The following is a 24,143-nucleotide window of genomic DNA, read 5'->3' on the forward strand; positions in this document are numbered from 1 at the left end:
TACAGAACTCAACATGGCTACGCTCTCCTGTTTATGATGCATTGAGAACTCCTCGACTGATGCATCGAAAGCCAAGATGACTCGTGGAAGTATCAACCGGCTCCGCGTGACGCGCTGCCGGCCGGTAGCGTCGGCAGTAATTCGGCGCGCACAAATGCGAGCCGCCTTTGATGACCTTCCGTGGAATCTTCACGTTGGTTGTTCTTGGGTCGTAGCTGTCGGCCTCACGTCCGCCGCGCGGATTCTCCGGGATGCAGCAGGCCTTCGCCACATCCGCCTCATGCCTGGGGGAATACCAGTCGGCTGTCCATTCCCAGACGTTGCCGATCATGTCGTAAAGGCCGTAGCCGTTCGGCGGGAATGCGGTGACTGGCGAGGTGCGTTCGAAACCGTCGGCATTGGTGTTTTGGTGCGGAAAATCACCTTGCCAGGTGTTAGCCATGTGACGGCCGCGCGGCATGAATTCGTCACCCCACGCATACTCGGCGTCATCGAGCCCGCCGCGTGCCGCAATCTCCCACTCCGCTTCGGTCGGCAGTTCCTTGCCAGCCCATTGCGCGTACGCAAGCGCGTCGTTGAAGGCCACGTGCACGACGGGATGATGGTCGAGCGCATCGATGTTGCTATTCGGTCCGTACGGATGGCGCCAGTCAGCACCCTTCGCGAAGGTCCACCACTGGCTGAAGTCGCGCAGGCCGACCGGGTGCCGTGGCGGCAAGAACATCAGGGAGCCCGCATAAATCATGTGCGGTAGGATCCCGGGATAGTCTCTCGGGTCGGGCGCAATCTCGGCCACGGTAACGTGACCTGTAGCCTTGACGAACTTTCTGAACTGCTTGTTTGTGACAGGATGGCGATCCATCCAGAAGCCATCGACACTCACCCGATGTGCCGGCGCCTCCTCCGGATAATGCTTGTCCGATCCCATGCGGAATGTCCCGCCGGGTATGCAGATCATCTGGTCGATATCTGACGGACCATCGCAAATGGCGATATGGCGCGCGCGCCTGGACTTCGCTCGCAAGGCGTCACCTCCCAGCCGATCTTTTCCCGCTACGAGGCAAAACCCTCGCGTGATATCGGACCGTGGCCCAACATCCCAATCTGCGCGCGCGGCCTCTGTTCGACCCGCGGATGCCGCGGCGCCGCAATGGCCGCCCTGAAGTTGATACAGGTGACACTCACTCGATTAAGGCGATCTTGATCTAGATCAAGGCGGGACTGCCTTCGGGGGCAGCATTCCGGGAAGCACTGGACGTACGCCCATCAATCCGCCTGTCTACGAATGTCCGCATCAGCCTCGGTACAAGTTAGGCGCACTTGGTCCATATCGGCTAAGGGGCCAATTTCGGACCTTCCCGACAGGCCGCTGTGTCTTCGTGCAACGCCACCTGTTCCCCGGATGCGTCAGGTGACGTATAGTGTCACGGCCCTTGAAACGGGACGTGCCGAAATCACCGTCCGGGCAAACGAGCAGCACTGGTGCTATCGGCAGGCACGCTCTCTTAGAGGCCGTTCTTTTTTCGGTTTCACACCACCGTTCACCACGAACCTTGCGCGCTGCATTTGCGGCGGCTCGTTCGGTAACGTCGGGAGAAAAGCGATGAGAAAGGTCGATCGAAGGTCCGCACTGGGAATCGCGTTGGCAGCGGTTTCGACTGCCATGATCAAGCCCGCCGAGGCTCAAGCCACGGGCTACAAGGATAGTGCACCTTGGCCAGGCGTCGTGTTGCGCGAATATGAAGGCGAGACACCATCCCTGATCCCAGGATTCAAGACGGTCTCGATGCGCGATGTCATTATGCAGCCGGGATCGAAGACCATGGGTCCCCCGATGATGAATGCCATGATCTGCCATATCACCGAAGGGGAGCTTCGGCTTGAGCAGGACGGAAAGACCTTTACGGGCAAGAAGAATTTTGTCTGGACCTGCAACAAGGAAACAAAAGAGCAGGCGTACAACGACGGGAATGTGGTCGCGATCATGCGGATCACGGACCTGAAGGCCTGAGGCTCTTTTTCTTCGCAAGAGATCGATTGCAGGAGCGGATGGCGCACGCGACGGCGCGCCATCCGCGTGCAGGACCGCTTCGGTCAGAAGGCGTAACGCGCGCACCACAAGGGTCGATGGGTATCGCTTCCGCTCCACCCATCCTAAGCGGCTGGTTTTTGGTCTGATGCTTCGGCATGTACCTCGATCCAGGACGTATGCCCATGGATCCGCCTGCCGATGAATGTCCGCATCAGCCTCGGGAGCGGAGGCGCTCTTGCCACGTAGGCTGAGGGCCAAAAAGGCGACATCGCTCTGCGCCGCCGCGACATCCGTGGTTGGCCAGAAGCAGGCGTCTCGCCGTTGCGCTACCTGAACGTGACCGGTTCTCAGTATCTCCGCATGATCGGTTTGGCGGATGTCGGCTCCGGCGCGGCAGGCGAGATCGCGAAGGTCAGCCACGTGTTCCAGCCCGCCGCGCGATTCTGGTCGGCGAATTCCCAGTAGCCCTTCAGGTTCACGTATCCCTGCAGCTTGTCGCCCATCGGAAAGATGTAGCCGGCCTGCGGACCGACCCCGGCGACGCGGGAGCGGAAGCCGCCAAGCGACGCCGGCGCGCCGACGTCGTCGGTGACCTGCTGGAAGTAGTAGCCAACCAAGCCGAGCTGGAGCTTGCTGTCGAAGAAATGGGAGGCACCCCAATCGATGTGAAAGTCCGCTCCGTTTCGGTACTGCGTGTCGGGGTTCTTGAAGTTGTAGGTGAGTCCGGCGACCCAGGAGAACTCGTTGCCGGACTTCGGGTCGAAGTAGGTGTAGCCGCCGCCGAAATCGACGGCGGCGTGACCAATGCCGAGATTAGCCAGGCGGGCAGGATCGTAGTCCCCGATCGGGATGTCGCCCATGCCGTAGACCATCAGGTTGTTGGTCCCGAAATTCCACTTCAGGGTAGCGCTCGGGATCACGTCACCAAAGGAGGTGAGTTCCTGCGTGCGAGCGAGCGCGATGGTGTTGCCGAGCGGTCCGGTCAGCGACAACGCTGCGGAGGCCTCGTTGCGGCCGGCAGCGCCGAGGATGCTGATGGCGGCTTGGCCGCCTAGCACCGGGGTGGCGAACGTGTAGGTCGGCCCGAAGAAAGCGAGATCGCCGCGGCCGCTGATGCCGACGTCGGTCCGTCCGCCACGGGGGAATGGGGCGTTGGCTGCTGCCGCAGCTTCGCCATGGTAGTAGATCGTCGCCCATGACCATCCGGGCGTTCCGGGCACGGCTGCCAGGCTGCCGAAATTGCCGGGAAGCCAGAAGCTGACGCCCCCCTCGTCGGCGAGGGTCGGCGTGAGGCTCGCCGATGCGGTCAGCGCGGCAATCGCCAGACAAAGGGTCGATGTTCTTTGCATCGGTTTGACTCCATGCCGAGAGACGTCCCGATTAAGTCTTCCGAACGGGGACATGATCCAGCGGCGCGCCGGCCGGGATCAGCGGCTCGCGCCGGACGCTTTGCTCAAAATCCTTCAGGATCTTCCCGAAGTGTACTGCCGTCCAGGTGTGCATGTACGGCAGATCGATCGCCTTGCGCTCCTTGGGATCGACGGTCAGGTTGACGATGTGCGGGCTGGCCAGTTTCTGCGACGGCTCCAGGCTGGTCCGTTGCAGGTACATGACCATCTTGAAATTGCGCCACTTGACGCCGTAGAGCGTGCTTCCCATCCAGTATGGAAAACCGTCACGGGCCGAACCGTCCTGCTTTCCTTCGAGGAATGCGCGCTGGTCGACGCCATCGATGACGCGGTCCGGCGGCGGCTCGGCTCCGGCCCACCGCAACAGCGTCGTGAACATGTCGGTGATGTGGACGACGTCGTTGCTCTGCCTGCCGGCCGGTACCCGACCGGGATAGCGCACCAGACAAGGCGTTCGCAGCGATCCTTCCATGCCGGTGAAGTAGGAGCCGTCGAAGAAGCCGGAATGCCCGCGCCACGGTTCGAGCTCCTCCGGGCCGTTATCGCCGGAGAATACCACGATGGTGTTGTCGTCAATCTTCAGTTCCTTCAGCGTGTCGAGGACTTCGCCGAAGTCGGAGTCGAGCTCGAGCAGGCAATCCGCCCAGTCGCCTTGGCCCGACTTGCCCTTGAACGAGGCTCGCGGGATCGTCGGCATGTGCATCAGCGAGTGGTTGAAGTACAGGAAGAACGGCTTGCCGGCCTGGACGCTGCGGCGCATGAAGCCCTTGGCGCGGTCGAGAAACTCGGCGTCGACGTCGCGCCGAACGTCGAGCGTGAGTTGCTTGACGTCCCGAGGCGTCTGGCCCCGCTGCGCTTCCATCATGCTGCTGACGCCGTCGCGCTTGGGGTCATACCAGGGATCATCGGGCCAGTAAGACTCGTCCCACGTGCGCGGGGGCCCGTACCATTCGTCGAAGCCGTGATCGGTGGGCCAGCGGCCGGCTGCTGCGCCAACGTGCCATTTGCCGAAGCAGGCAGTTGCGTAGCCCTTCGCGGACAAAACGTCTCCGATCGTTCGTTCCCAGGCGACCAGGCCACCATCGTCACCAGGTAGGGCAACGGTGTGGTTGCCCGAGCGGACGGCATACCGACCGGTCAATAGGGCAGATCGCGATGGGGTGCACTGCGCTTCGGGGGCGAAGTTGAGCAGCTTCATGCCCTCGCCGGCGAATGCATCGATGCGACGAGTATCCGCGCCGCGCAGGATGCCGCCGCCATAGCATCCGAGCTCGCCATAGCCGAGATTGTCGACCAGAAAGTACACAATATTTGGAGGGCCACTCGGCGCAGGTCCCATTTGAGCGCGAGCAGGATCATTTGATGTCGCCGCGATTGTGGACGCTGCCGCCAATGCGGTCGTCGCAAGTAAAACGTCGCGCCGATTCAGAGCGTGATGAGCGCTCGCTTTCGATTGACTGTCCACACGCACCCCCGAGTTTCAAGCCAAGAAGTTGCCGGAACGGAATACTGCACCCATTCTTGCTGCCGAGCCAGTCCGGCGATGTCTGTTACGGGGCCATCCCAGCGCGCAGGGACACCTTGTATTGCTTTGACGACCCGTACTTTGAAAAAGTGACGTATCGTCCCAGCTATCATTTTTCGGCCAACAGAGGGGCAGCTTGTGCCGGAAGCACGATCACTTTCGCTCCGACTTTCACCCGATCATAAAGGTCCATGACGTCGTCATTGGTCAGCCGGATGCAGCCGGACGAAACCCGCTTCCCGATCGTATCGGGCTTGTTGGTGCCGTGAATTCTGTACTCGGTTTCGCCCAGATACATCGCCCGGGCGCCGAGCGGATTGCCGGGACCGCCTGCCATGAACCGCGGCAGATAAGGCTGGCGCGAAAGCATCTCTGCAGGCGGACGCCAATCCGGCCACTCCGTCTTGCGGGCCACGACCTGTTCACCGGACCATGTGAAACCTTCGCGGCCGACACCGATGCCGTAGCGCATCGCTTGCCCGCCGTTCAGAACGAGATAGAGAAATGTGTTTCCGGTATCGATGACGACGGTGCCCGGCGGCTGGTGACTGACGTAGTCAACCACCTGCCGAACAAATCTTCCGGGAGCGTCAGCGGCTTTTGGTGTTTCGATCCGCGGTGCGGGGACCGGGATTGGAACCGGAGTTGGCGCTGGAGCCTGAACCGGCGCCGCGACGTGAATGGGAGTCGTCGGACTAGATGGCGCCGGCACCTGGTGCGCGGCTTGCTTCCGTATCGGTTGAACGCTCGCCGGCCGCCACAGCAAGCCGTACCCCAATGCGGCAGCGGCCACGACGCCAACTACAACTCTTCCGGCGACCGGCAGGGTGAGCGTTTCGATCTTTCCGCGTTTGGCCCGCTTGCCCATACCTCTCCCCTGCTCGCTATGCCCGGAAGGGGTACCCGGCAAATTTTAACAAGCCTCGAAACGATTTCGCTCAGGCTGGAAATCGCCAAGCGTCGTTAACGGCGGCTCGTGTTCTGGAAAGGCTCAGCGAAAGCGGGGAATCCGGTACGCCGCAGTGTCAAGCCGGACAATGACACCGAGACGACGTACGCAATGACGGCGCGTGGTATCGTGCGAGAACCATCCTCATCGTCGTCCCTGCGAAAGCAGGGACCCATAACCACCGAAGTTCATTGTTGCGCAATGCTGGAATGACGGGTCCCGTTCACGGCAGATTGCTCGGAGTATGGGTCCCTGCTTTCGCAGGGACGACGCCGGGAGAAGCCGCGGCCTCTCGGCTCAAGCACTGGCGTCTCTGGAATACTGGATCGCCCGGTCGAAGCCGGGCGATGACAGCTGCTTGCTGGGCCGAGCGTCCTCGTCCAAGCATGATGAGTACCCGCCCTACTCGCCCCACTGCCGCGCCATGGTCGCGAGCGCGCAGCCTTCGCAGTAGCGGGCGTCCTTGAAGTCGATCCAGTTGTGCGCGTAGACGCGCTCCGCCGGAATGCCGTAACGCGCGCGCAGCAGCTTCACCAGCACTCGCCAGGCCGCGATCTGCGCGTCGGTCGGGCCGGTCGTGACGTCCGGGTAATTGCCGGCGAACTCGACGCCGATCGATGTGTCCTTGTTCACCAGGTGATAGGTCTTGCTGTTGTCGATGTATTTGTTGTCGTTGCGATCGGCGCCGTCTGTGTGGGTCGGAACGAGGTTGTCGGCGACCGCCCAATAGACCGTGCCGTCGGTTTCGACCCAGACCATGACGCCGCGCCGGGTCGGGTTCTTGTGCTGCGCCTCGGCGCCATATCGCGCCGAGCCCTGCGGCCCCTCGGTCTGGTGCACGATGATGTTGCGCCACGGATGCGATTTGGCGACGTCGCCCCAGGGCACCAGCCAGACCATCTTCAAGCCGGGAATCTCGGGCGTGCCTTGCGATCGCGCGATGGCCGCGAGATCGGGCGTTTCGGCTGATACGGCGGAGGACAGCACCAGCGCAAGGAGCGCGGCGAGCAGGCGAGGCGTCATTGCGGAAATCCCGGCGTCGTTCGGTCCCCCGTTAGCACGCTCAGGCGCGCTTGCGCAGGGTCGCCTCCAGCGGATCGGCCAACTCCGGCGCCTTCGGCTCGCAGGTCGCATAGCCGTTCTTGCCGCCCTTCTTGGCGTCGTAAAGCGCGTGGTCGGCGGCGGCGACCAAGCGATCGGGATGCAGGCCGATCTCGCGGGTCCATTGCGCGACGCCGATCGAGACCGCGATCGGGATGTCCTTGCCGGTGCACTGCTCGGCATCGGCGCGGCAGACCTCCAGCACGCGGCGCGCGATCATCGCGCCCTCACGCAGCGTCGAGGACGGCAGCACGATGCAGAACTCGTCACCGCCGGTGCGGGCCAGCATGTCGCCAGGCCGCAGCCGCGTCTGCGCCATCAGCGTGAAATGCTGCAGGCAGGCGTCGCCGGCGGCGTGGCCATGGGTGTCGTTGATGCCCTTGAAGCCGTCGAGGTCGATCACCAGCAGCGCGAACGCCTCGCCGTTGCGGTCGGAGCGCGCGCATTCCTCGGTCAGCCGCTGCAGGAGATGGCGGCGGTTGCCGACGCCGGTGAGATCGTCGAGCAGCGCGAGGTCGGCGACCTCGTTGCGCAGCCGGTCGATCGCCATCAGCAGGAAGCCGAAATTGAGCGCCATCGACAGGAACACCATCAGCAGGATCACCAGCGACTGGCCCGCAGAGAAGCGGACGAAGGAGAACTCGCCGGGCTGCAGCAGCGCGCCGACGGCGCGTAGCGCGTAGATGCCGATCAGCACGGAGGCGACGATGCCGGCGAGCCGGGCACCGGGGCTGACGCGGCCGTTCTCGGACGACAGCAACAGCTTCAGCGTCAGCGCGAACGGCGTGACCTGGGCAACGGTGTAGACTAGGATGCGCATCGGCATGCTGTCATAGGCGAAGATGAAGGTGCCGAGACCGGCGAAGGCCAGCGCCGTGGTCAGCAGGGTGGCGCGCCAGGTCGCGGGCTTGTCGTAGAACCGCTCGATGCCCATCGCGGCAAGGCCGGCGGCGAACACCATCAAGGTCCCCGCCGCAAGCAGCGGCAGCAGCGAGTCCGTCAGCATCACGCGAAGCATCGCGCAGCTGGCGCCGGCGGAGGCGACCAAGGCGGATGCGGTCCAGAACCGCGCCGCGCCGAAAGCAGGATAGCTGCGCGCGACATAGGCCCAGATCAGCCCGAGCGCGAGAAAATTGATAATGAATACCGTCCAAAGCGTCGGAACGCTCAACATCGCCCCTGTTCGAGACCCGTATCGGTCTCGCCTCTCCTGAAATGACCGTCCGCCCCCCGGGCGCTTCCTCCAATGACAATCCCCGTTGTCTTGCGGCAGAGCATGCGGCCGCGCCGCTTAACGGAGCGTCACCCGCAACGTGGCAATCCGTGCCGTGGTTTTGAATTGATGAAGATCTGCGCATCCGCCGTTTGCGCATCGTTAAGCATGACGGATGCGACGACGCGGCGACGCGCGACATGCCCGCGCTTTGCGAAAAACTGGCGAAAACACGTAACAGCTGTGGATAACACGATGACGGCGCCGTGACAGCACGCGGCAGCAGCCTCCGAATCTGCTGAGTTTGATATCGAGGATGTTGCGAGGCTGGCCCTCCGCCAAGCATGCCTCGGAGTCGCGTTCAATCCATGAAACCCTGAGAGGATACTATGGCTAAGAAAGCGAAGAAGGCGAAGAAGGCGAAGGCGAAAAAGGCCACCAAGAAGAAGGCCGCCAAGAAGTAACGAATTCCAGCCCGGGTAGCGGCGCTTGCCCTGCCCGGGCACCCGGACCAGGATAACCGGTCGCAGCGACGTCAACCTCGAATTCACCGGCCCTACATCGATCGGCCCCGACGGACGGGGCGCAAGGCAGCAGGCGCAACGCCTGCTTTTTTATTGCCTGCGTCAGGGCGTAGCGGCCGCGACGTCAGCGCTCCGCGAAGGCGAGCCTGGCGCCGAGCAGGGCAAAGCCCGCGGCGAAGCTCCGCCGCAGCCAGGCCATCACCTTCGGCCGGGTGATGACGCGGTCGCGCACCGAGGCGGCGAACAGCCCGTAAACCGCGAACACCGCGAAGGTCATCGCCATGAACACACAGCTGAGCTCGACCATCCGCGCCAGCGGATGCGGCTCGTCGACCGCGATGAACTGCGGCAGGAAAGCCAGGAAGAAGATCGACAGTTTTGGATTGAGGACGTTGATCAGGATCGCGGTCACGATCACCCGCCGGCGCGAGCGCGGCCTGATCTCGGTGTCGACGGCGAGCGCGCCGCGCTCGCGCAGCGCCTGCCAGGCCATGTAGAGCAGATAGACGACGCCGCCCCATTTCAGCGCCGCGAACGCCACGGCGCTGGTGTGCAGGATGGCGGCGAGCCCGAGCATCGCCGCGATCATCTGCGGCACGATCCCGAGCGTGCAGCCGAACGCCGCCGCGACGCTCGCCCGCGCCCCCCGGGTCAGCGCCACCGCCAGCGTATAGAGCACGCCGGTGCCGGGCGAGGCCACCACGATCAGCGACGTCAGCAGAAAGGACCAGGTCACTTCAAATCCGTCACTTCAAGCCCTCGGCGGGCGGGACATCGTCCGCCAATATCACGGCGACGGGGACGGTGGAAGCGGCCGCCGGGCCTCCGTCCGGCGCCCGCGCCGACACCCCGTTATGACGACCTGCGCCATCCGCGATGCGAAAGCTCCGACGCCTTCATCTCGGCGACTCGGATCACGTCCAGCGGCGCCCAGGGCTTGGCCCAGAACAAGGCTCCGTCGGGCAGGCGCTGCCGCAGCGGCTTGCCCGACGTGACGATCACGTCGAGATCGGGTCTGTACTTCTTCGCGGCATAAGCGAGCTCGACGCCGGTCATGTGTCCGGCCAATTCGACGTCGGTCATCATCAGCACGACGTTGTCGCCGTTGCCCTGCAACACCAGTTCGGCGGCTTCGGCGCTCTCGCAGGCGATGACGTCGAACTCGCTTTCCTCCAGCAGCAGCCCGATCATCTCGCGCTGCATCGGGTCGTCCTCAACCACCAGGGCCTTCGCACGATAGGGCTTTGACTGTCCCATGGGTGTGGCTCCCTTGGTTTGAATGCTTTGGTTCGAGCGCGTAACATAGATTAAATGCTCAAAATCACTGGATGGTTCAGTTCCAATTTGAGAAAAGCGTGGAAACGCCGTGTTCCCCGCTTGGCAACCACCACCCCCCGTTGAGATGGAGCTCACCCGACATGACCGCGATCTCTGGATCCGCCGCCGCCGTGACCGGAGCAGCCAGCGGCATCGGCCGCGCGCTCGCGCATGAACTGGCGCTGCGCGGCTGCGATCTGGCGATCGCCGACCGCGACGAGGCCGGCCTGCAGGCCGCCGCCGCTGAGATCGCGAAAGCGAGCCCGCGCAAGGTCACCGTGCACCGCCTCGACGTCAGCGAGCCGGACCAGATCACGGCGTTCGCGCAGGCCGCCGTTACCGCGCATCCCTCGCTCAACATCGTCGTCAACAATGCCGGTGTCGCGCTGCTCGGCGAGTTCGGCGAGATCGATCAGGCGCAGATGGAGTGGCTGTTCAACATCAATTTCTGGGGCGTGGTGCACGGCACCCGCGCCTTCCTGCCGCAGCTTTCGCGGCAGCGCGAGGCGCATATCGTCAACATCTCCTCGATCTTCGGCATCATCGCCCCGCCCGGCCAGAGCGCCTATTGCGCGGCCAAGTTCGCGGTGCGCGGCTTCTCGGAAAGCCTGCGCCACGAGCTTGCGGTGGCGAACAGCCCGGTGCGTCTGTCCGTCGTGCATCCCGGCGGCGTCGCCACCAGCATCGCGCGCAACTCGCGCGCCGGCGCCGGCGTCACCGACAATGCCCGCCGCGCCGAATCGATCGAGCGCTTCGACGCGCTGGCCAGGACCACGCCGACCGCGGCCGCGCAGCGCATCATCGCCGGCATCGAGAAGAACCAGCCGCGCATCCTGATCGGCAAGGACGCATACTTCATGGACCTGCTGCAACGCTTCCGTCCGGCGAGATACTGGAAGACGATGCAACGGATGATGGAGAAGACGGCGGCTCGGCGGATCGCCCGCGATGCCGCGAGGGCGAGCCAGTAGCGCGATGGCGCGGCGTAACCCGCGCATCACAACCGGCGTCGTCCCGGCGAAAGCCGGGACTCATAACCACAGGATCGAGTTGGTGCGACACGCCGGGGTCGCCGCGTCGTGCAAAACGGACATTTGTGGTTATGGGTCCCGGGTCAAGCCCGGGACGACACCGAGGATGTTGCACGAGCAGTGAGCGAATGCACGACGCCGCGACGTGAGGCCTTGTGGCGCAGACACACATACACCCGTCGTCCCGGCGAAAGCCGGGACCCATAACCACAGGATTGAGTTGTTGAGCACGCTGGGGCCACAGCGTCGTGCAACACGGACATTTGTGGTTATGGGTCCCTGTGTCTTGGAAGTGTGTCAGGATGAGGGTGGGCGGGAAGCCGTTGGGTCCTTGGCGCTTGACGCCGTGAGCCGGCTCGGTCTCCCGCCCGTTCCATCTATCAACCTGAACAGTTGCACGAGGCTGCACCAACAGACCTCGCATCACAGGGACAGGCACCGTGATCATAGCTCTTCGTTACGTCGGAATCGACATCTCCAAGAAACACCTCGATATCTTTGATGAGGCTGACGGCGTGCCGAGGCGCATTGCCAACGCGGCACAGGCCATCACACAGCAGGTGTCGCGTTGGCAATGCGATGCGCTGGTGGTCTTCGAGGCGACGGGTATCTATGACCTCGCGCTTCGCGAGGCGCTGCGTCAGGCCGGGATCCAGTTCGCACGGATCAACCCGGCCCGTGCCCGCGACTTTGCACGGGCCAGCGGCCTACTCGCCAAGACCGATCCGATCGATGCGCGGATGCTGGCGGCCTTTGCGCGGGCCATGCAGCCCGCCCCCGAGCAGGTCGCCGATCCTGCACGGGGCGCCTTGGCGAGGCTTGCAAAACGGCGGGATCAGCTGGTCCTCATGCGCGCCCAGGAGAAGAACCGGCGCAGCGAGGCCGACGATCGCGCCATGGCCGAACGCATCGGCCGCCTCATCGAGGTCCTCGACAGCGAGATCGCCGAGATCGAGGCCGACATCAGCGCATTGATTAAAGCCGAAGCGCAGATCGCGGACGATGCGAAGTTAATGCGTTCGCTGCCCGGCGTGGGTCCCGTGGCCTGCATGCAGCTCATCGCGCAGATGCCGGAACTCGGGCGGGTCGGACCGAAACAACTCGCAGCGCTCGCTGGCCTTGCTCCCTTCAACGTCGACAGCGGCACCTTCCGCGGCAAGCGCAAGATTGCGGGCGGCCGAAAGCGCGTTCGTGACGCCCTTTATATGGCGGCCCTCAACGCAGTTCGCAGAGCTGATCCGTTCAAGGCCTTCTATGCACGACTGCGACAGGCCGGAAAACCAGCCAAACTCGCCCTCGTCGCCGTCGCCAGGAAGCTGCTCACGGTCCTCAATGCCATGATGCGAGACCGAAAGCCGTACCTGCAGACCAAACCAACATAACAGTTGCCGGGTCAAGCCCGGGACGACACTGAGGATGCTGCGCGGCCCGCGGGTCATACATATGCCTGCGCGTTACACCTGCGCGGCATCGCGACACGCGATTACCCGCCCAGCTGCCTCTTCACCCCGAGCGCCAGCCGGAACAGCGGATCGCTTTTCTCCGACGGATAGAGCGCGCTCTTCGCCACCTGCGGAAAATTGTCGTTCTTCCAGAACGTCGCCGGCGCGAACGAGAATTTTGCGACCAGCCGTCGGCCGAAATCCATCTCGTAGGGAAAATAGTTCTCCTTCTGCTCGGTACCGGACATCTCCGGATACTCGCCGAGCAGATAGCCCTCCTGGATATGCGGGCGCACCGCCGACGGCGGGCAGACGCTGGCGAGCCGCACGATCTGCAGGCCGGCCTCGGCGCTCGCGGTGATCGCGCCGCTCAGATTCGGCACGCCGAGCACATAGAGGAAGGCGGTGCCGGTCTTCGCCAGCGAGGCAAAGGAGGCGGCGATCCGGATCGAATGGGTGACGTCGAGCAGCGGCGTGGTGCAGACCTCGTAATGCTGCAGGATCGACCAGCGCAGGATGCGATGCCGCTTCAACCGCTCCAGCCCGAGCAGCTTTTCCCTGGCGTATTCGGCGATCAGGATCCGCTCGGCGCGTTGCAGCGCATCGAACCGCCCGGCCAGCGTCGCCTGATCAGGATTGCCGCGGCCGCCGCGAAACAGCGTCGGCTTCAGCGACGAGTTGCGCTTGATGTTCCTGTAGTCGGCACCCTGGCCGCGAAACAGCAGCACATGATCGCGGTTGAGGAATTGCAGCTCGGCGATCTTGGTGGCGAGCTCGAGATAAGAGCCGACGCGATGGCCCGGTCCCTCCCGCACCGCCGCGTTCTTCGCGACCTGGCATCCGCGGCGGTCGAAGAACGACCAGATCTTTTGGCTGCCGATGGTTTCCATGGGACGCCCCGCACTCTCAACTCGTCATTCCGGGGCAGCCCGCAGGGCTGAACCCGGAATCTCGAGATTCCGGGTTCTCGCCTTGCGAGCCCCGGAATGAACCAGCGGGATGTTCCTCACCGCCCCACGAGCTGATCGGCAAAATACCCGATGGTCTTGCGATAGATCACCGCCCTGTTCCACTCGCGCATCGCCTCGAAATTCGCGGTGCCCTCGCCATAGGGCGCGCCCATCTTGAAGCCGCTGGTGTGCAGGAGGTTCGCGGTCGAGGCCAGCACATCGGCCACCGAGTGGCGCAGATCGACATGGCCGTCGCCGTCGAAATCGACGCCGTACTTGATGTAGGACGACGGCAGGAACTGGGTCTGGCCGATCTCGCCGGCATAGGCGCCGATCATGTCATTCAGACGGAGATCGCCGCGCTGCACGATCTTGAGCGCGGCGAGCAGTTCGCCCTGGAACAGGTCGGTGCGGCGGCAATCATGCGCCAGCGTCGCGAGCACGCGGAACACCGGCAGCTTGCCCATGTCGCCCTTGCCGAAATCGGTCTCGAGCCCCCAGATCGCGACCAGGATCTGGCGCGGCACGCCGTATTGCTGCTCGATCTTCGAGAGCAGCGCGGCGTGCCGCTGCAGCATCGCGCGGCCGCCATTGATGCGCCCGGGCCCGACCCGGGTTGCGACATACTGCTCGAAGGTCTTGTTGAAGGTGTAGCGCTGCCGCCGGTCGAAGGCCAGCACCCCGCCATCCTGCTGCACGCCGCCGAGCGCCGCCGAGATCACGTCCTGCTGAATGCCGGCGCTCGCCGCCTCCTGCGAGAACGACTGGACGAAGCTGGGAAAACTGCCGCCGCAGCGCGCGGCATATGAAGGGGTGGCAAGCAGCAAGGCGCCGAACACAACCGCCAAACGACACCTGAGCATGCAAAAATCCCCCCGCTTCGAATGGCCGATCATGCCATGGAGCAAACGAGGCAGTCAAAGTGTCGGCACCACACTCCATCCTCGGCGGGCAGTTACGCCTTCATCAGCCGCGCTGCCAAAATCTCCCTGCGTTGATCAACTGACGAAGGTGTAGCTGACGATCAATCCCTAAGCTGCCGCTCCAACCCGACAAAATCGATCTCGGCCCAGCGCTCGGAAATCCTGCCGTCCTGAATCCGCCAGAACGTCATGCCGCGGAATTCGACGTGGCGGCCGGTTGGCTGAATGCCGCGCCACGGGCTGCGGTGCCGGCCGCGCCAGACGAAGCGGCCGGCGACGATGTCGCGCTCGGCCACCAGGCATTCCGCCACCGCCGACAGGTCGGCGAAGGTCTCGTGCATCGCGGCCGAATGCGCGATCACGTCCTCGGCGCTCAGCCGCTTGCCCGCCGCATGGTCGAAGAAGTCGGGCGCCAGCTGCGCGCGGATCGCCTCGGGATCGTGGCGGTTGGTCACGGCGTCGTAATGCGCGAGCACGAGCGCCTTGTTGGCGTCGATTGTGGCGTTGGACATCGGCGATCGGTTCTCGAAGGAAAGGTTGTAGAAAGAGAAGGATGCGCCTCATACGCGAATCGGACGGGGTGGCGCAAGTGACGATGGTCAGAAAAAGCTCGGCTTTCGGCCGTCGTTCGTTTGCGCGCCGATGCGAAAGACGGCTGCCGGGAAAGTGCGCCGCCGTGCGCGGCTCCGCCGCCAGCGATTCCCCCGCCTCGGCGCGAACGGCAGGCGGCCGGCCTGCCGGCGGTAACATCATCCGATGGCTTGGCTGCCGATGGCCTGCAAGCGGCGGTCGGCGGCGGCGAGCGACGCACTACAGGCCAGCATTTGCGGACGCGACGCATGAACGCCGAAGCCGCCGGCCGCGACCAAGAAGCGCGGGCTGGGCAAGCCGCTTCCGCCACGCGGCCGGCCGCGCTGTCTTGTTCATGCAAAGCCGCGCCGCTAAAGCCAGCCACGCCGGCTGCAACGCCGCCGTCATTTGGGGACGCCATCCGATGACGCGTTTGGGGATGAGGATGTGCCGTTGATGACGATCGCCTTGGGCTTCGCACGCGCGTGCAGGGCTGCCGCATCGATCGGTGTCGTGCTCGCGCTCGGCGCTGTTTTGACCGCAACGATCGACACCGCCGCCGCGCAGAGCGGCCCCACCAGGCGTACTCCGGCGCAAGGTGCCGGCGGTACACAGACGATCACTGCGCAGATCAAGAACGCCATCGCGCTGACGCGCAGCGGCAAGATCGACGCCGGCTATGCACAGCTGCTTGCGGCACTGGATGCCGCAGACAAGCTCGACGACGCCCAGTTTGTCATGGAGCAGTATTTCGACGCGACCGCGACGCTGCGCGCGGTCAAGCGCGACGACCTCGCCGAAAAACTGTTCGTGCGCGCATTCCAGAGCAAGGCGGCCGCGCAGAGGCCGCCCGGCAATGCCGACGTGCTGCTGATGTACGCGATCCTGCTGTCCGACCACGCCAGGATCGCCGAAGCGGTTCCGCTCTACATGAAGGCGATCGCGGCGTTCAACGCCTATTGGGGCGAAGGCTCCGAGGAATCGCTGATCGCGAGCGACAAGCTCGCGGTCGCGCTGTCCGCCAACGGCTCGGCGGCGTCGGCGACGAATCTGGGCCGGCACAATTTCGAGCGCGCGGAGAAGGCGCTGGGGCCCGACCATCGCACCACCTGGAAGCTCGCCAATAATTATGCCGACATGCTGCGCGAGATCGGCGCGCCCGCAAAGGCGCTCGAGCTCGATCTGTTCGCGATCGAGAAGCGCGCCAAACATTATGGCGAGAACCATCTCAACACGCTGGTGACGGTCAATAATGCCGGCCAGGATCTCCTCAATCTCGGCCGCTTCGACGACGCCCGCCGCTACTTCCGCCGCCACCGCGCGATCGCGGCGGCGATGGCGCCGAAGGATCCGAGCTTTGCCGGACAGGCCGATGCCTGGCTGTTCTACACCGACATGCTCGCCGCCGGCGACGCCGCGATCGCGCCGGCAGATCTGGGGCGGCTGGAGGCGATCGTCGCCAATGAGGCGAATTTTGCGGATTTCCTGCGCATCAAATCCGCGGTGCTGGCTGCCGGCCAACGCGAGCAGCGCGGCGAGCGGGACAAGGGGATGCGGCTGCGCGAGACCGCGCTGGCGATTTCGAGCCGCGCCTTCACGGCGCAGCATCCGATCAGCTTCGAGATCAAGCTCGGCATCGCGACCGCGCTGATCGCTGATGATCCGGCCCGCGCGGTGCAGGCCTTCGCCGCGCTCGACCGCGAGATGTTCGACTGGATGAAGCGCGAGGTCGGCACATCGGGCGATCGCGCCGTCGCCGAAGCGATCCGCGCCCATGCCGATCATCTCTTGTTCGCGTTCGGCCGCTTCGCCACCGGCGCCGGCTCCGCCGTGGCGCAGCCGGCCTTTGCCGCCGTGCTGCGCTGGAAGACGCTCGGCGGCGCCGACGCCACGGCGCTGCGCCGGCTCGAGACGGAGGTCGGCGGCAAGGACGAGGAGACCGCGACGCTGCTGCGCACCGCGCTCCGGCTCAACGGCGAGAAGCAGGAGCTGTTCTCGTCGGGCAATATCGACGACTGGGCGAGGTCGGTGTGGGGGCGGCAGGACGCGGCCGAGAAGGCGCTGCAGAAGCGGCTCGATGCGATCGGTGCAAAGCTGCCGCAAGATCCGATCCGCCCCTCGCAGCTGCTCGCGTCGCAGGAAGCCGTCGTCAACTATTTCATCACCCGGCAATGGAAGGCGGATCGCCAGGCGAAGGACCCGCTGGCGGCAACCGTGCTCTACGCCATCGTCGAGACCGCAACGAGCGAGCCGCGGGTGGTCGATCTCGGCGATCCCGGCCGGATGATCGACACCGGCGTGCGCACCGAGATCGCCCGGCTGCGCGCGACGCGGGCCACCATGCCTGATCCCGACGCGCACGCGCCCGACGTCAAGGGCCGCTTCCAGAATCTCCGGGCGCGGCTGTTCGCGCCGCTCGAGCCGCTGCTGAAGGACAAGACCACGCTCTATGTCGTGCCCGACGGCTTCCTGTCTGCCGTGCCGTTCGCGCTGCTGCCCGGCAGTGGCGGCGGCCTGCTGGAGGACAAGTTCACGATCCGGATGCTGACCAGCCCCGATGCGCTGATCGCGATCCATGCGCGCGAGACGCTCGATCAGCGGGGCGCGATGCTGCTCGCCGGCGGCATCGAATATGGCGAGCCGGGGCCGATGCCCCTGCCCGCGACCCGGACCGAGATCGACGCGATCGCAAAGCTCGCCCGCGCGCGCGGCGCGCCGGTCGAGATGCTGACCGGGCGCGGCGTCAGCGAGGGCACGCTGCGCGCGGCGATCGGCAAGGCGCGCATCTGGCGACGCACGGCTTCTATCGCGACGGCACGGCATCCGGCCTCGACACGCTGTGGCAGAGCGGCATCGTGCTGTCGGGCGCCGGCGACAGCCGATTTCCGCTGCGCGACGAGAACGACGGCTATCTCTATGCCTTCGAATTGATGGACTGGGACCTGTCCGGGCTCGACTTGCTGGTGCTGTCGGCCTGCGAAACCGGCCGCGGCGACGAGAGCTTCGTCAGCGGCCTGCGCGGCCTGCCGACCGCGCTCGGCATCGCCGGCGCGCGGCGCGCGCTGCTGACGCTGTGGCCGGTCGCCGACGAGGGCACCGCGAACTTCACCGTGCGGTTCTACGAGCACCTGGCGGAGGGCCTGACCTATTCGGATGCGCTGCGTCAGACGAGGCGCGATGCGCGCGACGGCAAGGTCGCGGGCGCGGCCGATGCGAGCGTGTGGGCGGCGTTCGTGCTGTTCGAGGGCTGAGGCGTATATGTCGTTGATGTGACCGGACGGGCGCCGCGGGCGCATGCCGGGCCGTACTGCGCACGACGTTGCGCAAGGGCCGCACGCAACCCCATCGCGCAGGGCAGACCGGCGCACGGGCGCGGGCGATTTGCTTTGACAGCGGCGCCCCGATCGAGGACAAGCCGCGCATGCCGAAAAAACCCGGGACCAATCCCAAAGGCGAATTCGCCTTCTTCAACGTCTTCTATGAAGACGGCTCGCAGCGCTCCAACCGCCGCGTGCCGTCGGAGCTCATTGGCGGGCTCGACGGCGACGAGCCGGTGCGCGCCTTCCTGCGCGAGCAGGACCGCGAGATCGCCGAAAAGGGCGGCCGCCCGCCGCTCGAGATCAAGTCCATCGAGCGCGTCGGCGCGAAGAAGAAGTAGCGGCGAGCGAAGCTCTCGCGCCTCATCAACATCGGAGCAAGCGGCCCCCTCTCCCCGCCCCTCCCCCGCAAGGGGGGAGGGAGCCCTTCCGCCGGTGCCTCCCTCACTCGCGATCAATCTGCACCCTTCGCAAGACACGAAGCATCATGCGACGTAATATGAGCACGCTCTTCAGGCACCCTCCCCCCTTGCGGGGGAGGGTGGGGAGAGGGGTGGCCGCGGGCACTGATGCCTGAAGTATGAAGCGGACGAGCCAAACAAAAACGGCGGGCCTCAGCCCGCCGTTCTTGTTTCGATGAATACCGATCGAATTAGTTGTCGAGGAACGACCGCAGCTTCCGCGACCGCGACGGGTGCTTCAGCTTGCGCAGCGCCTTGGCTTCGATCTGGCGGATGCGCTCGCGGGTGACCGAGAACTGCTGGCCGACTTCTTCCAGCGTATGGTCGGTGTTCATGCCGATGCCGAAGCGCATGCGCAGCACGCGCTCCTCGCGCGGGGTGAGCGAGGCCAGGACGCGCGTCGTGGTCTCGCGCAGGTTGGACTGGATCGCAGCATCAATCGGCAGGATCGCGTTCTTGTCCTCGATGAAATCGCCGAGATGCGAATCCTCTTCATCGCCCACAGGCGTTTCGAGCGACAGCGGCTCCTTGGCGATCTTGAGGACCTTGCGGACCTTCTCCAAGGGCATGCCGAGCTTCTCGGCGAGCTCTTCCGGGGTCGGCTCGCGGCCGATCTCGTTCAGCATCTGCCGCGAGGTACGGACGATCTTGTTGATCGTCTCGATCATGTGCACGGGGATGCGGATGGTGCGGGCCTGGTCGGCGATCGAACGGGTGATCGCCTGCCGGATCCACCAGGTGGCGTAGGTCGAGAACTTGTAGCCGCGGCGATATTCGAACTTATCGACCGCCTTCATCAGGCCGATATTGCCTTCCTGGATCAGGTCGAGGAACTGCAGGCCGCGGTTGGTGTACTTCTTGGCGATCGAGATCACGAGACGGAGGTTGGCTTCCACCATCTCCTTCTTGGCCTGACGGGCCTCGCGCTCGCCCTTCTGCACGCCGTGCACGATCTTGCGGAATTCGCCGATCTCGAGCCCGGTGAGCGCCGCCAGCGACTGGATCTCGTGGCGCAGGTCCTTGATGCGGTCCTTCTCGTGATGGACGAAGTTCTTCCAGCCCTTGGCCGACAGCTTGGAGACGCGGTTGAGCCAGCGCGGGTCGAGCTCGGACCCCTGGTAGTTGCGCAGGAAGTCCTCGCGCGCGACGCCGTGGCTGTCGCCGAGGCGCAGCAGGCGGCCCTCGAACGAGACCAGCTTCTTGTTGATGTCGTAGAGCTGCTCGACCAGCGAATCGATGCGGGCCTGGTTGAGGCGCAGCGACTTCACCTCGACGATGATCTCGTCCTTCAGCTTCTTGTACTTGCGCTCCTGCGAGGGCGACAGCGACTCGCTCTGCAGCTGGTTGGCGATGTCCTGCTCCTGCAGGCGGCGCAGCTTCTTGTACTCGGACGCGATCTTGTCGAAGGTCTCGACCACCTTCGGCTTCAGCTCGGCCTCGATGGCGGCGAGCGACATCTGGTTCTCGAACTCGTCGTCGTCCATGTCGCCTTCGGCGGCGGCCTCGGCGGGATCCTTCTCCTCGGTGGCGGCTTCGCCGCCGGCGGGCGCGGCGCGGAACGGGGTCGGCGACGGCGGCGCGGCCGGCGGCGCGACATGGGCCGGCGCGCTGCCTTGCGCATCGCCGCCATTGCCTTCAGCGGCGGCGCCCTCGGCGCCGTTGTTGCCGATCAGGTTCGGATTGATGCCGCCCTTCGACTCGGGGCCGGCATAGGTGGCTTCGAGATCGATGATGTCGCGGAGGAAGATCTTTCCTTCGTTGAGCTCGTCGCGCCAGATGATGATGGCCTGGAAGGTCAGCGGGCTTTCGCAGAGGCCCGCGATCATCGCCTCGCGGCCGGCCTCGATGCGTTTTGCAATCGCGATTTCGCCTTCGCGGGAGAGCAATTCCACGGTGCCCATCTCGCGCAGATACATGCGCACGGGATCGTCGGTGCGCTCGCCGGGCTCCGACTTCTTGACCTCGGTGACGGCCTTCTGCGTGACCTCGACGAGCTCGTTGTCGGTCTCGTCGTCGCCGTCGTCCTTCTCGTCCTCGCCTTCGCTGTCGTCGGCCTCGGTGACGTTGATGCCCATGTCGGACAGCATCGACATGATGTCTTCGATCTGTTCGGGCGAGGTCGTGTCGGAAGGCAGCACTTCGTTGAGCTGATCGAAGGTCACGAAGCCGCGCTTCTTGGCCTGCTTGATCATCTTCTTCACCGCGGCATCCGACAGGTCGAGCAACGGCGACGGCGCGTCAGCGGCATCCTTCTCAGGAGCATCCGCTGCCTTGTCGTCTTTTTCCTTGTCCTTAACCTGCAGCGTCTTTGCCTTGGTGGCCATTCACTAAGCTCCCGAAACGCGGTCATGCAAAATGGCGCCACGCACGCGCATCCGCACGAAATCTAGATTTACTCTCTCGACGCACAAAGGGCGGCGCAATATCTCGCCACCCCTGTGATCCGTCTCGACGGTTTCCAATCTGCAATAGCCGCGAGGCTATTAAGTTTCGCTTAACCCTGTTTTTGCAGCCAAACCATGGATTTGGCGAGTCTTTTTGCGGGTGCGGCCAGCGCCATCCGCAGCATTTTTGTTATCAGACATTACGCTGGAACCGGCCCGATAATTCGCCGAACCCTTCAATCAGGGCTTCGGTCCCGTCGGCTTCTGCCATCCGGGCCTGGATATCCTGCAACCATGCCAGATTGGCCTCGCTGGAGTCTTCAGCCAAAGCCGCTTCCGCATCTTTTCTTTCCCTAAGTAAGGCGTGGGTTTTCTGATGCAAGGCAACGAGTTGACGCCAGGTTGATAAAACATCCTCGCGCGCCGCGCCGATCTGCGCGCCCCACACCGCCTGAGTTGTGATCGCCCGCTCAACCCTTTGAAGAATCTGTGATAATCCGCCCGCTTCTAGGTCGGCCCGCATCTTCTCGGCCTGCTCCTCGGCGTCAGGGGAATGGTGATGGTCGTGGGCAAAGGCGGCGATGATGGCGGCCCTGAGCTTGTGGGCCTCGGGATGGACGAGCTCCAGCGCCGCCACCTCCTCGAGATGGTCGTGCAGCAGCCAGGGGTGGTTGATCAGGGATTGCAGGATCAGGGCCTCGCGGCGGGAGATCGCGCTGCGCTGGCCGCGCATGATCGGGCTGTTGGCCAATTGGGGGCTGGCGGCCTGGTAGGGACCCCGTGAAATCCCGGGGGTGGCGCCGGCCTTGGCACCGAACCGGCCGCCTTGCAGGCCTCCTTGTCGGCCGTTCTGCGCAGGTCCCCGGGGGGCAAACTGGCGGGGTGATTCGCCGCTGCGGCCGCCGCCGAAATTGCCCCGTCCGTAGCCGCCGCGGCCATAACCGCCGCGGCCGCCCTCGGGCGCAAAATTGCGCTGCAGCCGCTCCTGCAGGTCCTGCCGGTAATAGCGGCGCACCACCTCGTCGCGGATGCCATTGGTGAGCTCGCCGATCCGCGCCTCCAGCGCGGCCCGGCGCTCGGGCGTAGCGAAATTGCCGCCCTCGATCTCGCGCGACCAGATCATGTCGGCGAGCGGACGCGCGGCCGAGATCACGTCCTCGATCGCGCCGCGGCCGCCGGAGCGGGCGAGATCGTCGGGGTCCTGCCCTTCCGGCAGCAGCGCAATCCGCAGGCTCTTGCCGGGCTTGAGCTGCGGCAAGGCGATGTCGGCCGCGCGGTACGCCGCCTTCTGTCCGGCGCGGTCGCCGTCAAAACAAAGGATCGGCTCGTCGACCATCTTCCAGAGCAGGCCGAGCTGGTTTTCGGTCAGCGCAGTGCCGAGCGGCGCGACGGCGCCGGGAAAGCCCGACGTGACCATGGCGATGACGTCGACATAGCCCTCGACGACGATCAGCTGCGCGCCGTCATGCGCGGCCTGCCGCGCGGTGAACAGATTGTAGAGATTGTCGCCCTTGTGAAACAGCGTGGTTTCCGGCGAGTTCAGGTACTTTGCCGGAACGTCCTTCTCCAGCGCACGGCCGCCGAACGCGATGACGCGGCCGCGGGCATCCGTGATCGGAAACATCACGCGGTCGCGGAAGCGATCATACGGCACCGGGATATCTTCGCCGCCGATCAGAAGCCCCGCCTCCACCATGTCGTCGGTAGAGATGCCCTGCCCGCCGAGGTGCTCCTTCAGCGCGAAGCGATCCGGCGGCGCATAGCCCATCCGGAACTGGAGTTGGGTCGCCGGCGAGATGGCGCGGTCGGCAAGATAGCCGCGCGCCTTGGCGCCGCCCCGCGAAGCCAGCGTGTCGGCAAAGAACTTGGTCGCCAGTTCCATCACGTCGTGCAGCGTGCGACGGTGCTGCTCGTGCCGCGCGGCATCGGGCGTCACGGCCGGCAGCGGAACACCCGCCATCGCGGCGAGGCGTTCCACCGCCTCGGGGAAGGTCACGCCCTCGGTCTTCATCAGGAAGTCGAAGATGTTGCCATTCAGCCCGGACGAGAAGTCGAACCAGGCCTGCTTCTGGTCATTGACGAAGAAGGACGGCGTCTTCTCCTGCTGGAACGGCGACAGCCCCTTCCACTCCCGCCCGGCCTTCTTGAGCTTGACGCGCCTGCCCACGACTTCCGAGACCGGAAGCCGGGCGCGCAGCTCATCGAGGAATTCGGGCGTGAAACGCATCAGTCAGGATTTTGGGCTCGGGCGGCGAATCGCGGACAACCGGTTAGCCATATAGCGGCACGACCCGCCATGCCGAACAATGTGGGGCTTTTCCGGGCTATTCACAGGTCTGGCCCGTCACGGCTCCGTCGAGCGGGCTACCCCCAAATCCACGGTGGAGAGCCCGTGCGGCAAGCTTGCCCCCTCCCCGCTTCCGGGATTGGATAGGCCATGTTCACGACATTCAGAGGCGGACAGAGCGGCGGCTGGCAGGTCACCTCCATCACGCGGGTGAAGGGTGAGACGCTGCCGAAGGTCGCGGCGCTGTCGATCGTTGCGAGCGAGTCGATCGCGCTGCCGCTGCTGCCGTCGCAGAACGCATGGCGGCTCGCCGGCGTCGCCAGCCATCTGCGCTACACCGAGAAGGAGGAGCGGGAGAAGCTCTTGGCCGTGCAGGCCGGGCTCGGCCGCAGCGAGGCAAGCCACGCGGCGCTGATCCCGATCAGGAAATCCGCGGCGTGGTGGGAGCTGACGCAGGAGGAGCGCCGCAAGATCTTCGAGGACAAGTCGCATCACATCGAAGGCACCCTGAAATTCCTCCCCGCGATCGCCCGCCAGCTGTTTCATTCGCGCGACCTCGGCATGCCCTTCGACTTCCTGACCTGGTTCGAGTTCGCACCCGACCATGTCACCCTGTTCGACGAACTGGTCGGCATGCTGCGCGCGACCGAGGAATGGAATTTTGTCGAGCGCGAGGTCGATATCCGCGTCGAGCGGGAAATCTGACGC

18 protein-coding genes and 1 pseudogene are annotated in these 24,143 nt (G+C 64.8%); 6 read left to right on the forward strand and 13 right to left on the reverse strand.

Annotation, left to right across the window (positions count from 1 at the left end; genetic code table 11):
* Nucleotides 1-31: 31 nt before the first annotated feature.
* Entirely contained in the window at nt 32-958 is a 927-nt protein-coding gene (locus JEY66_RS36315; RefSeq protein WP_026192275.1) for a formylglycine-generating enzyme family protein, read from the reverse strand.
* A 645-nt stretch (nt 959-1,603) separates the two neighbouring features.
* Between JEY66_RS36315 and JEY66_RS36320 the strand changes: the two genes are divergently transcribed.
* Nucleotides 1,604-2,011, forward strand: coding sequence for a hypothetical protein (locus JEY66_RS36320; protein WP_026192274.1), 408 nt, complete (start codon nt 1,604-1,606; stop codon nt 2,009-2,011).
* A 368-nt stretch (nt 2,012-2,379) separates the two neighbouring features.
* On the opposite strand, the gene JEY66_RS36325 is transcribed toward JEY66_RS36320, so the two are convergent.
* The 7 genes from JEY66_RS36325 to JEY66_RS36355 form a co-directional block, all read right to left on the reverse strand.
* Nucleotides 2,380-3,381 (reverse strand): SphA family protein, encoded by a 1,002-nt coding sequence (locus JEY66_RS36325; protein ID WP_018269848.1) that lies wholly within the window; start codon nt 3,379-3,381, stop codon nt 2,380-2,382.
* 31 nt (nt 3,382-3,412) lie between these two features.
* A complete protein-coding gene (locus JEY66_RS36330) occupies nt 3,413-4,747 on the reverse strand; it encodes an arylsulfatase (RefSeq protein ID WP_018269847.1) in 1,335 nt (444 codons plus the stop codon).
* A 328-nt stretch (nt 4,748-5,075) separates the two neighbouring features.
* Complete coding sequence (locus tag JEY66_RS36335) at nt 5,076-5,834, reverse strand: L,D-transpeptidase (RefSeq protein ID WP_085964781.1); 759 nt, start codon at nt 5,832-5,834, stop codon at nt 5,076-5,078.
* Nucleotides 5,835-6,317: 483 nt separating this feature from the next.
* On the reverse strand, nt 6,318-6,938 hold the full coding sequence (locus JEY66_RS36340; protein ID WP_018269845.1) for a peptidoglycan recognition protein family protein: 621 nt from the start codon (nt 6,936-6,938) through the stop codon (nt 6,318-6,320).
* Between the two features lie 40 nt (nt 6,939-6,978).
* On the reverse strand, nt 6,979-8,190 hold the full coding sequence (locus JEY66_RS36345) for a GGDEF domain-containing protein (protein ID WP_018269844.1): 1,212 nt from the start codon (nt 8,188-8,190) through the stop codon (nt 6,979-6,981).
* Between the two features lie 687 nt (nt 8,191-8,877).
* Entirely contained in the window at nt 8,878-9,489 is a 612-nt protein-coding gene (locus JEY66_RS36350; protein WP_018269842.1) for a LysE family translocator, read from the reverse strand.
* A gap of 116 nt (nt 9,490-9,605) precedes the next feature.
* A complete protein-coding gene (locus JEY66_RS36355; RefSeq protein WP_018269841.1) occupies nt 9,606-10,010 on the reverse strand; it encodes a response regulator in 405 nt (134 codons plus the stop codon).
* 161 nt (nt 10,011-10,171) lie between these two features.
* Between JEY66_RS36355 and JEY66_RS36360 the strand changes: the two genes are divergently transcribed.
* Nucleotides 10,172-11,041 carry an SDR family NAD(P)-dependent oxidoreductase gene (locus JEY66_RS36360; RefSeq protein WP_018269840.1) on the forward strand — a complete coding sequence of 290 codons (870 nt, stop codon included), beginning with the start codon at nt 10,172-10,174 and terminating at the stop codon, nt 11,039-11,041.
* A 500-nt stretch (nt 11,042-11,541) separates the two neighbouring features.
* On the forward strand, nt 11,542-12,483 hold the full coding sequence (locus tag JEY66_RS36365) for an IS110 family transposase (RefSeq protein ID WP_018269839.1): 942 nt from the start codon (nt 11,542-11,544) through the stop codon (nt 12,481-12,483).
* Nucleotides 12,484-12,584: 101 nt separating this feature from the next.
* On the opposite strand, the gene JEY66_RS36370 is transcribed toward JEY66_RS36365, so the two are convergent.
* The 3 genes from JEY66_RS36370 to JEY66_RS36380 form a co-directional block, all read right to left on the reverse strand.
* Complete coding sequence (locus tag JEY66_RS36370) at nt 12,585-13,433, reverse strand: FRG domain-containing protein (RefSeq protein ID WP_018269838.1); 849 nt, start codon at nt 13,431-13,433, stop codon at nt 12,585-12,587.
* Between the two features lie 116 nt (nt 13,434-13,549).
* The gene (locus tag JEY66_RS36375; RefSeq protein ID WP_026192272.1) at nt 13,550-14,356 is read right to left on the reverse strand and encodes a lytic murein transglycosylase; all 807 of its coding nucleotides are present in this window, start codon (nt 14,354-14,356) and stop codon (nt 13,550-13,552) included.
* Between the two features lie 161 nt (nt 14,357-14,517).
* Complete coding sequence (locus JEY66_RS36380; protein WP_018269836.1) at nt 14,518-14,928, reverse strand: ester cyclase; 411 nt, start codon at nt 14,926-14,928, stop codon at nt 14,518-14,520.
* A gap of 988 nt (nt 14,929-15,916) precedes the next feature.
* Between JEY66_RS36380 and JEY66_RS36385 the strand changes: the two are divergent.
* Together JEY66_RS36385 and JEY66_RS36390 are read left to right on the forward strand one after the other, a co-directional pair.
* Nucleotides 15,917-18,237: pseudogene (locus JEY66_RS36385) on the forward strand (CHAT domain-containing protein).
* 170 nt (nt 18,238-18,407) lie between these two features.
* Nucleotides 18,408-18,644, forward strand: coding sequence for a hypothetical protein (locus JEY66_RS36390; protein WP_026192271.1), 237 nt, complete (start codon nt 18,408-18,410; stop codon nt 18,642-18,644).
* A 311-nt stretch (nt 18,645-18,955) separates the two neighbouring features.
* Here JEY66_RS36390 and rpoD read toward each other — a convergent pair whose 3' ends face one another.
* Both rpoD and dnaG read right to left on the reverse strand, forming a co-directional pair.
* Nucleotides 18,956-21,088, reverse strand: coding sequence for an RNA polymerase sigma factor RpoD (gene rpoD, locus JEY66_RS36395; protein ID WP_018269832.1), 2,133 nt, complete (start codon nt 21,086-21,088; stop codon nt 18,956-18,958).
* A 253-nt stretch (nt 21,089-21,341) separates the two neighbouring features.
* Nucleotides 21,342-23,375, reverse strand: a complete 2,034-nt coding sequence (gene dnaG / locus JEY66_RS36400) for a DNA primase (protein ID WP_016839678.1) — start codon at nt 23,373-23,375, stop codon at nt 21,342-21,344.
* Between the two features lie 210 nt (nt 23,376-23,585).
* Between dnaG and JEY66_RS36405 the strand changes: the two genes are divergently transcribed.
* On the forward strand, nt 23,586-24,140 hold the full coding sequence (locus JEY66_RS36405; RefSeq protein ID WP_016839679.1) for a chlorite dismutase family protein: 555 nt from the start codon (nt 23,586-23,588) through the stop codon (nt 24,138-24,140).
* Nucleotides 24,141-24,143 lie beyond the last annotated feature (3 nt).

The organism is Bradyrhizobium elkanii USDA 76, assembly GCF_023278185.1.
GTDB classification, from domain to species: domain Bacteria; phylum Pseudomonadota; class Alphaproteobacteria; order Rhizobiales; family Xanthobacteraceae; genus Bradyrhizobium; species Bradyrhizobium elkanii.

Coding starts and splice junctions, on each gene's coding strand:
- JEY66_RS36315 (WP_026192275.1), bottom strand. CDS start 958: ATGATCTGCATACCCGGCGGGACATTCCGCATGGGATCGGACAAGCAT.
- JEY66_RS36320 (WP_026192274.1), top strand. CDS start 1,604: ATGAGAAAGGTCGATCGAAGGTCCGCACTGGGAATCGCGTTGGCAGCG.
- JEY66_RS36325 (WP_018269848.1), bottom strand. CDS start 3,381: ATGCAAAGAACATCGACCCTTTGTCTGGCGATTGCCGCGCTGACCGCA.
- JEY66_RS36335 (WP_085964781.1), bottom strand. CDS start 5,834: ATGGGCAAGCGGGCCAAACGCGGAAAGATCGAAACGCTCACCCTGCCG.
- JEY66_RS36340 (WP_018269845.1), bottom strand. CDS start 6,938: ATGACGCCTCGCCTGCTCGCCGCGCTCCTTGCGCTGGTGCTGTCCTCC.
- JEY66_RS36345 (WP_018269844.1), bottom strand. CDS start 8,190: ATGTTGAGCGTTCCGACGCTTTGGACGGTATTCATTATCAATTTTCTC.
- JEY66_RS36355 (WP_018269841.1), bottom strand. CDS start 10,010: ATGGGACAGTCAAAGCCCTATCGTGCGAAGGCCCTGGTGGTTGAGGAC.
- JEY66_RS36360 (WP_018269840.1), top strand. CDS start 10,172: ATGACCGCGATCTCTGGATCCGCCGCCGCCGTGACCGGAGCAGCCAGC.
- JEY66_RS36370 (WP_018269838.1), bottom strand. CDS start 13,433: ATGGAAACCATCGGCAGCCAAAAGATCTGGTCGTTCTTCGACCGCCGC.
- JEY66_RS36375 (WP_026192272.1), bottom strand. CDS start 14,356: ATGCTCAGGTGTCGTTTGGCGGTTGTGTTCGGCGCCTTGCTGCTTGCC.
- JEY66_RS36380 (WP_018269836.1), bottom strand. CDS start 14,928: ATGTCCAACGCCACAATCGACGCCAACAAGGCGCTCGTGCTCGCGCAT.
- JEY66_RS36390 (WP_026192271.1), top strand. CDS start 18,408: ATGCCGAAAAAACCCGGGACCAATCCCAAAGGCGAATTCGCCTTCTTC.
- rpoD (WP_018269832.1), bottom strand. CDS start 21,088: ATGGCCACCAAGGCAAAGACGCTGCAGGTTAAGGACAAGGAAAAAGAC.
- dnaG (WP_016839678.1), bottom strand. CDS start 23,375: ATGCGTTTCACGCCCGAATTCCTCGATGAGCTGCGCGCCCGGCTTCCG.
- JEY66_RS36405 (WP_016839679.1), top strand. CDS start 23,586: ATGTTCACGACATTCAGAGGCGGACAGAGCGGCGGCTGGCAGGTCACC.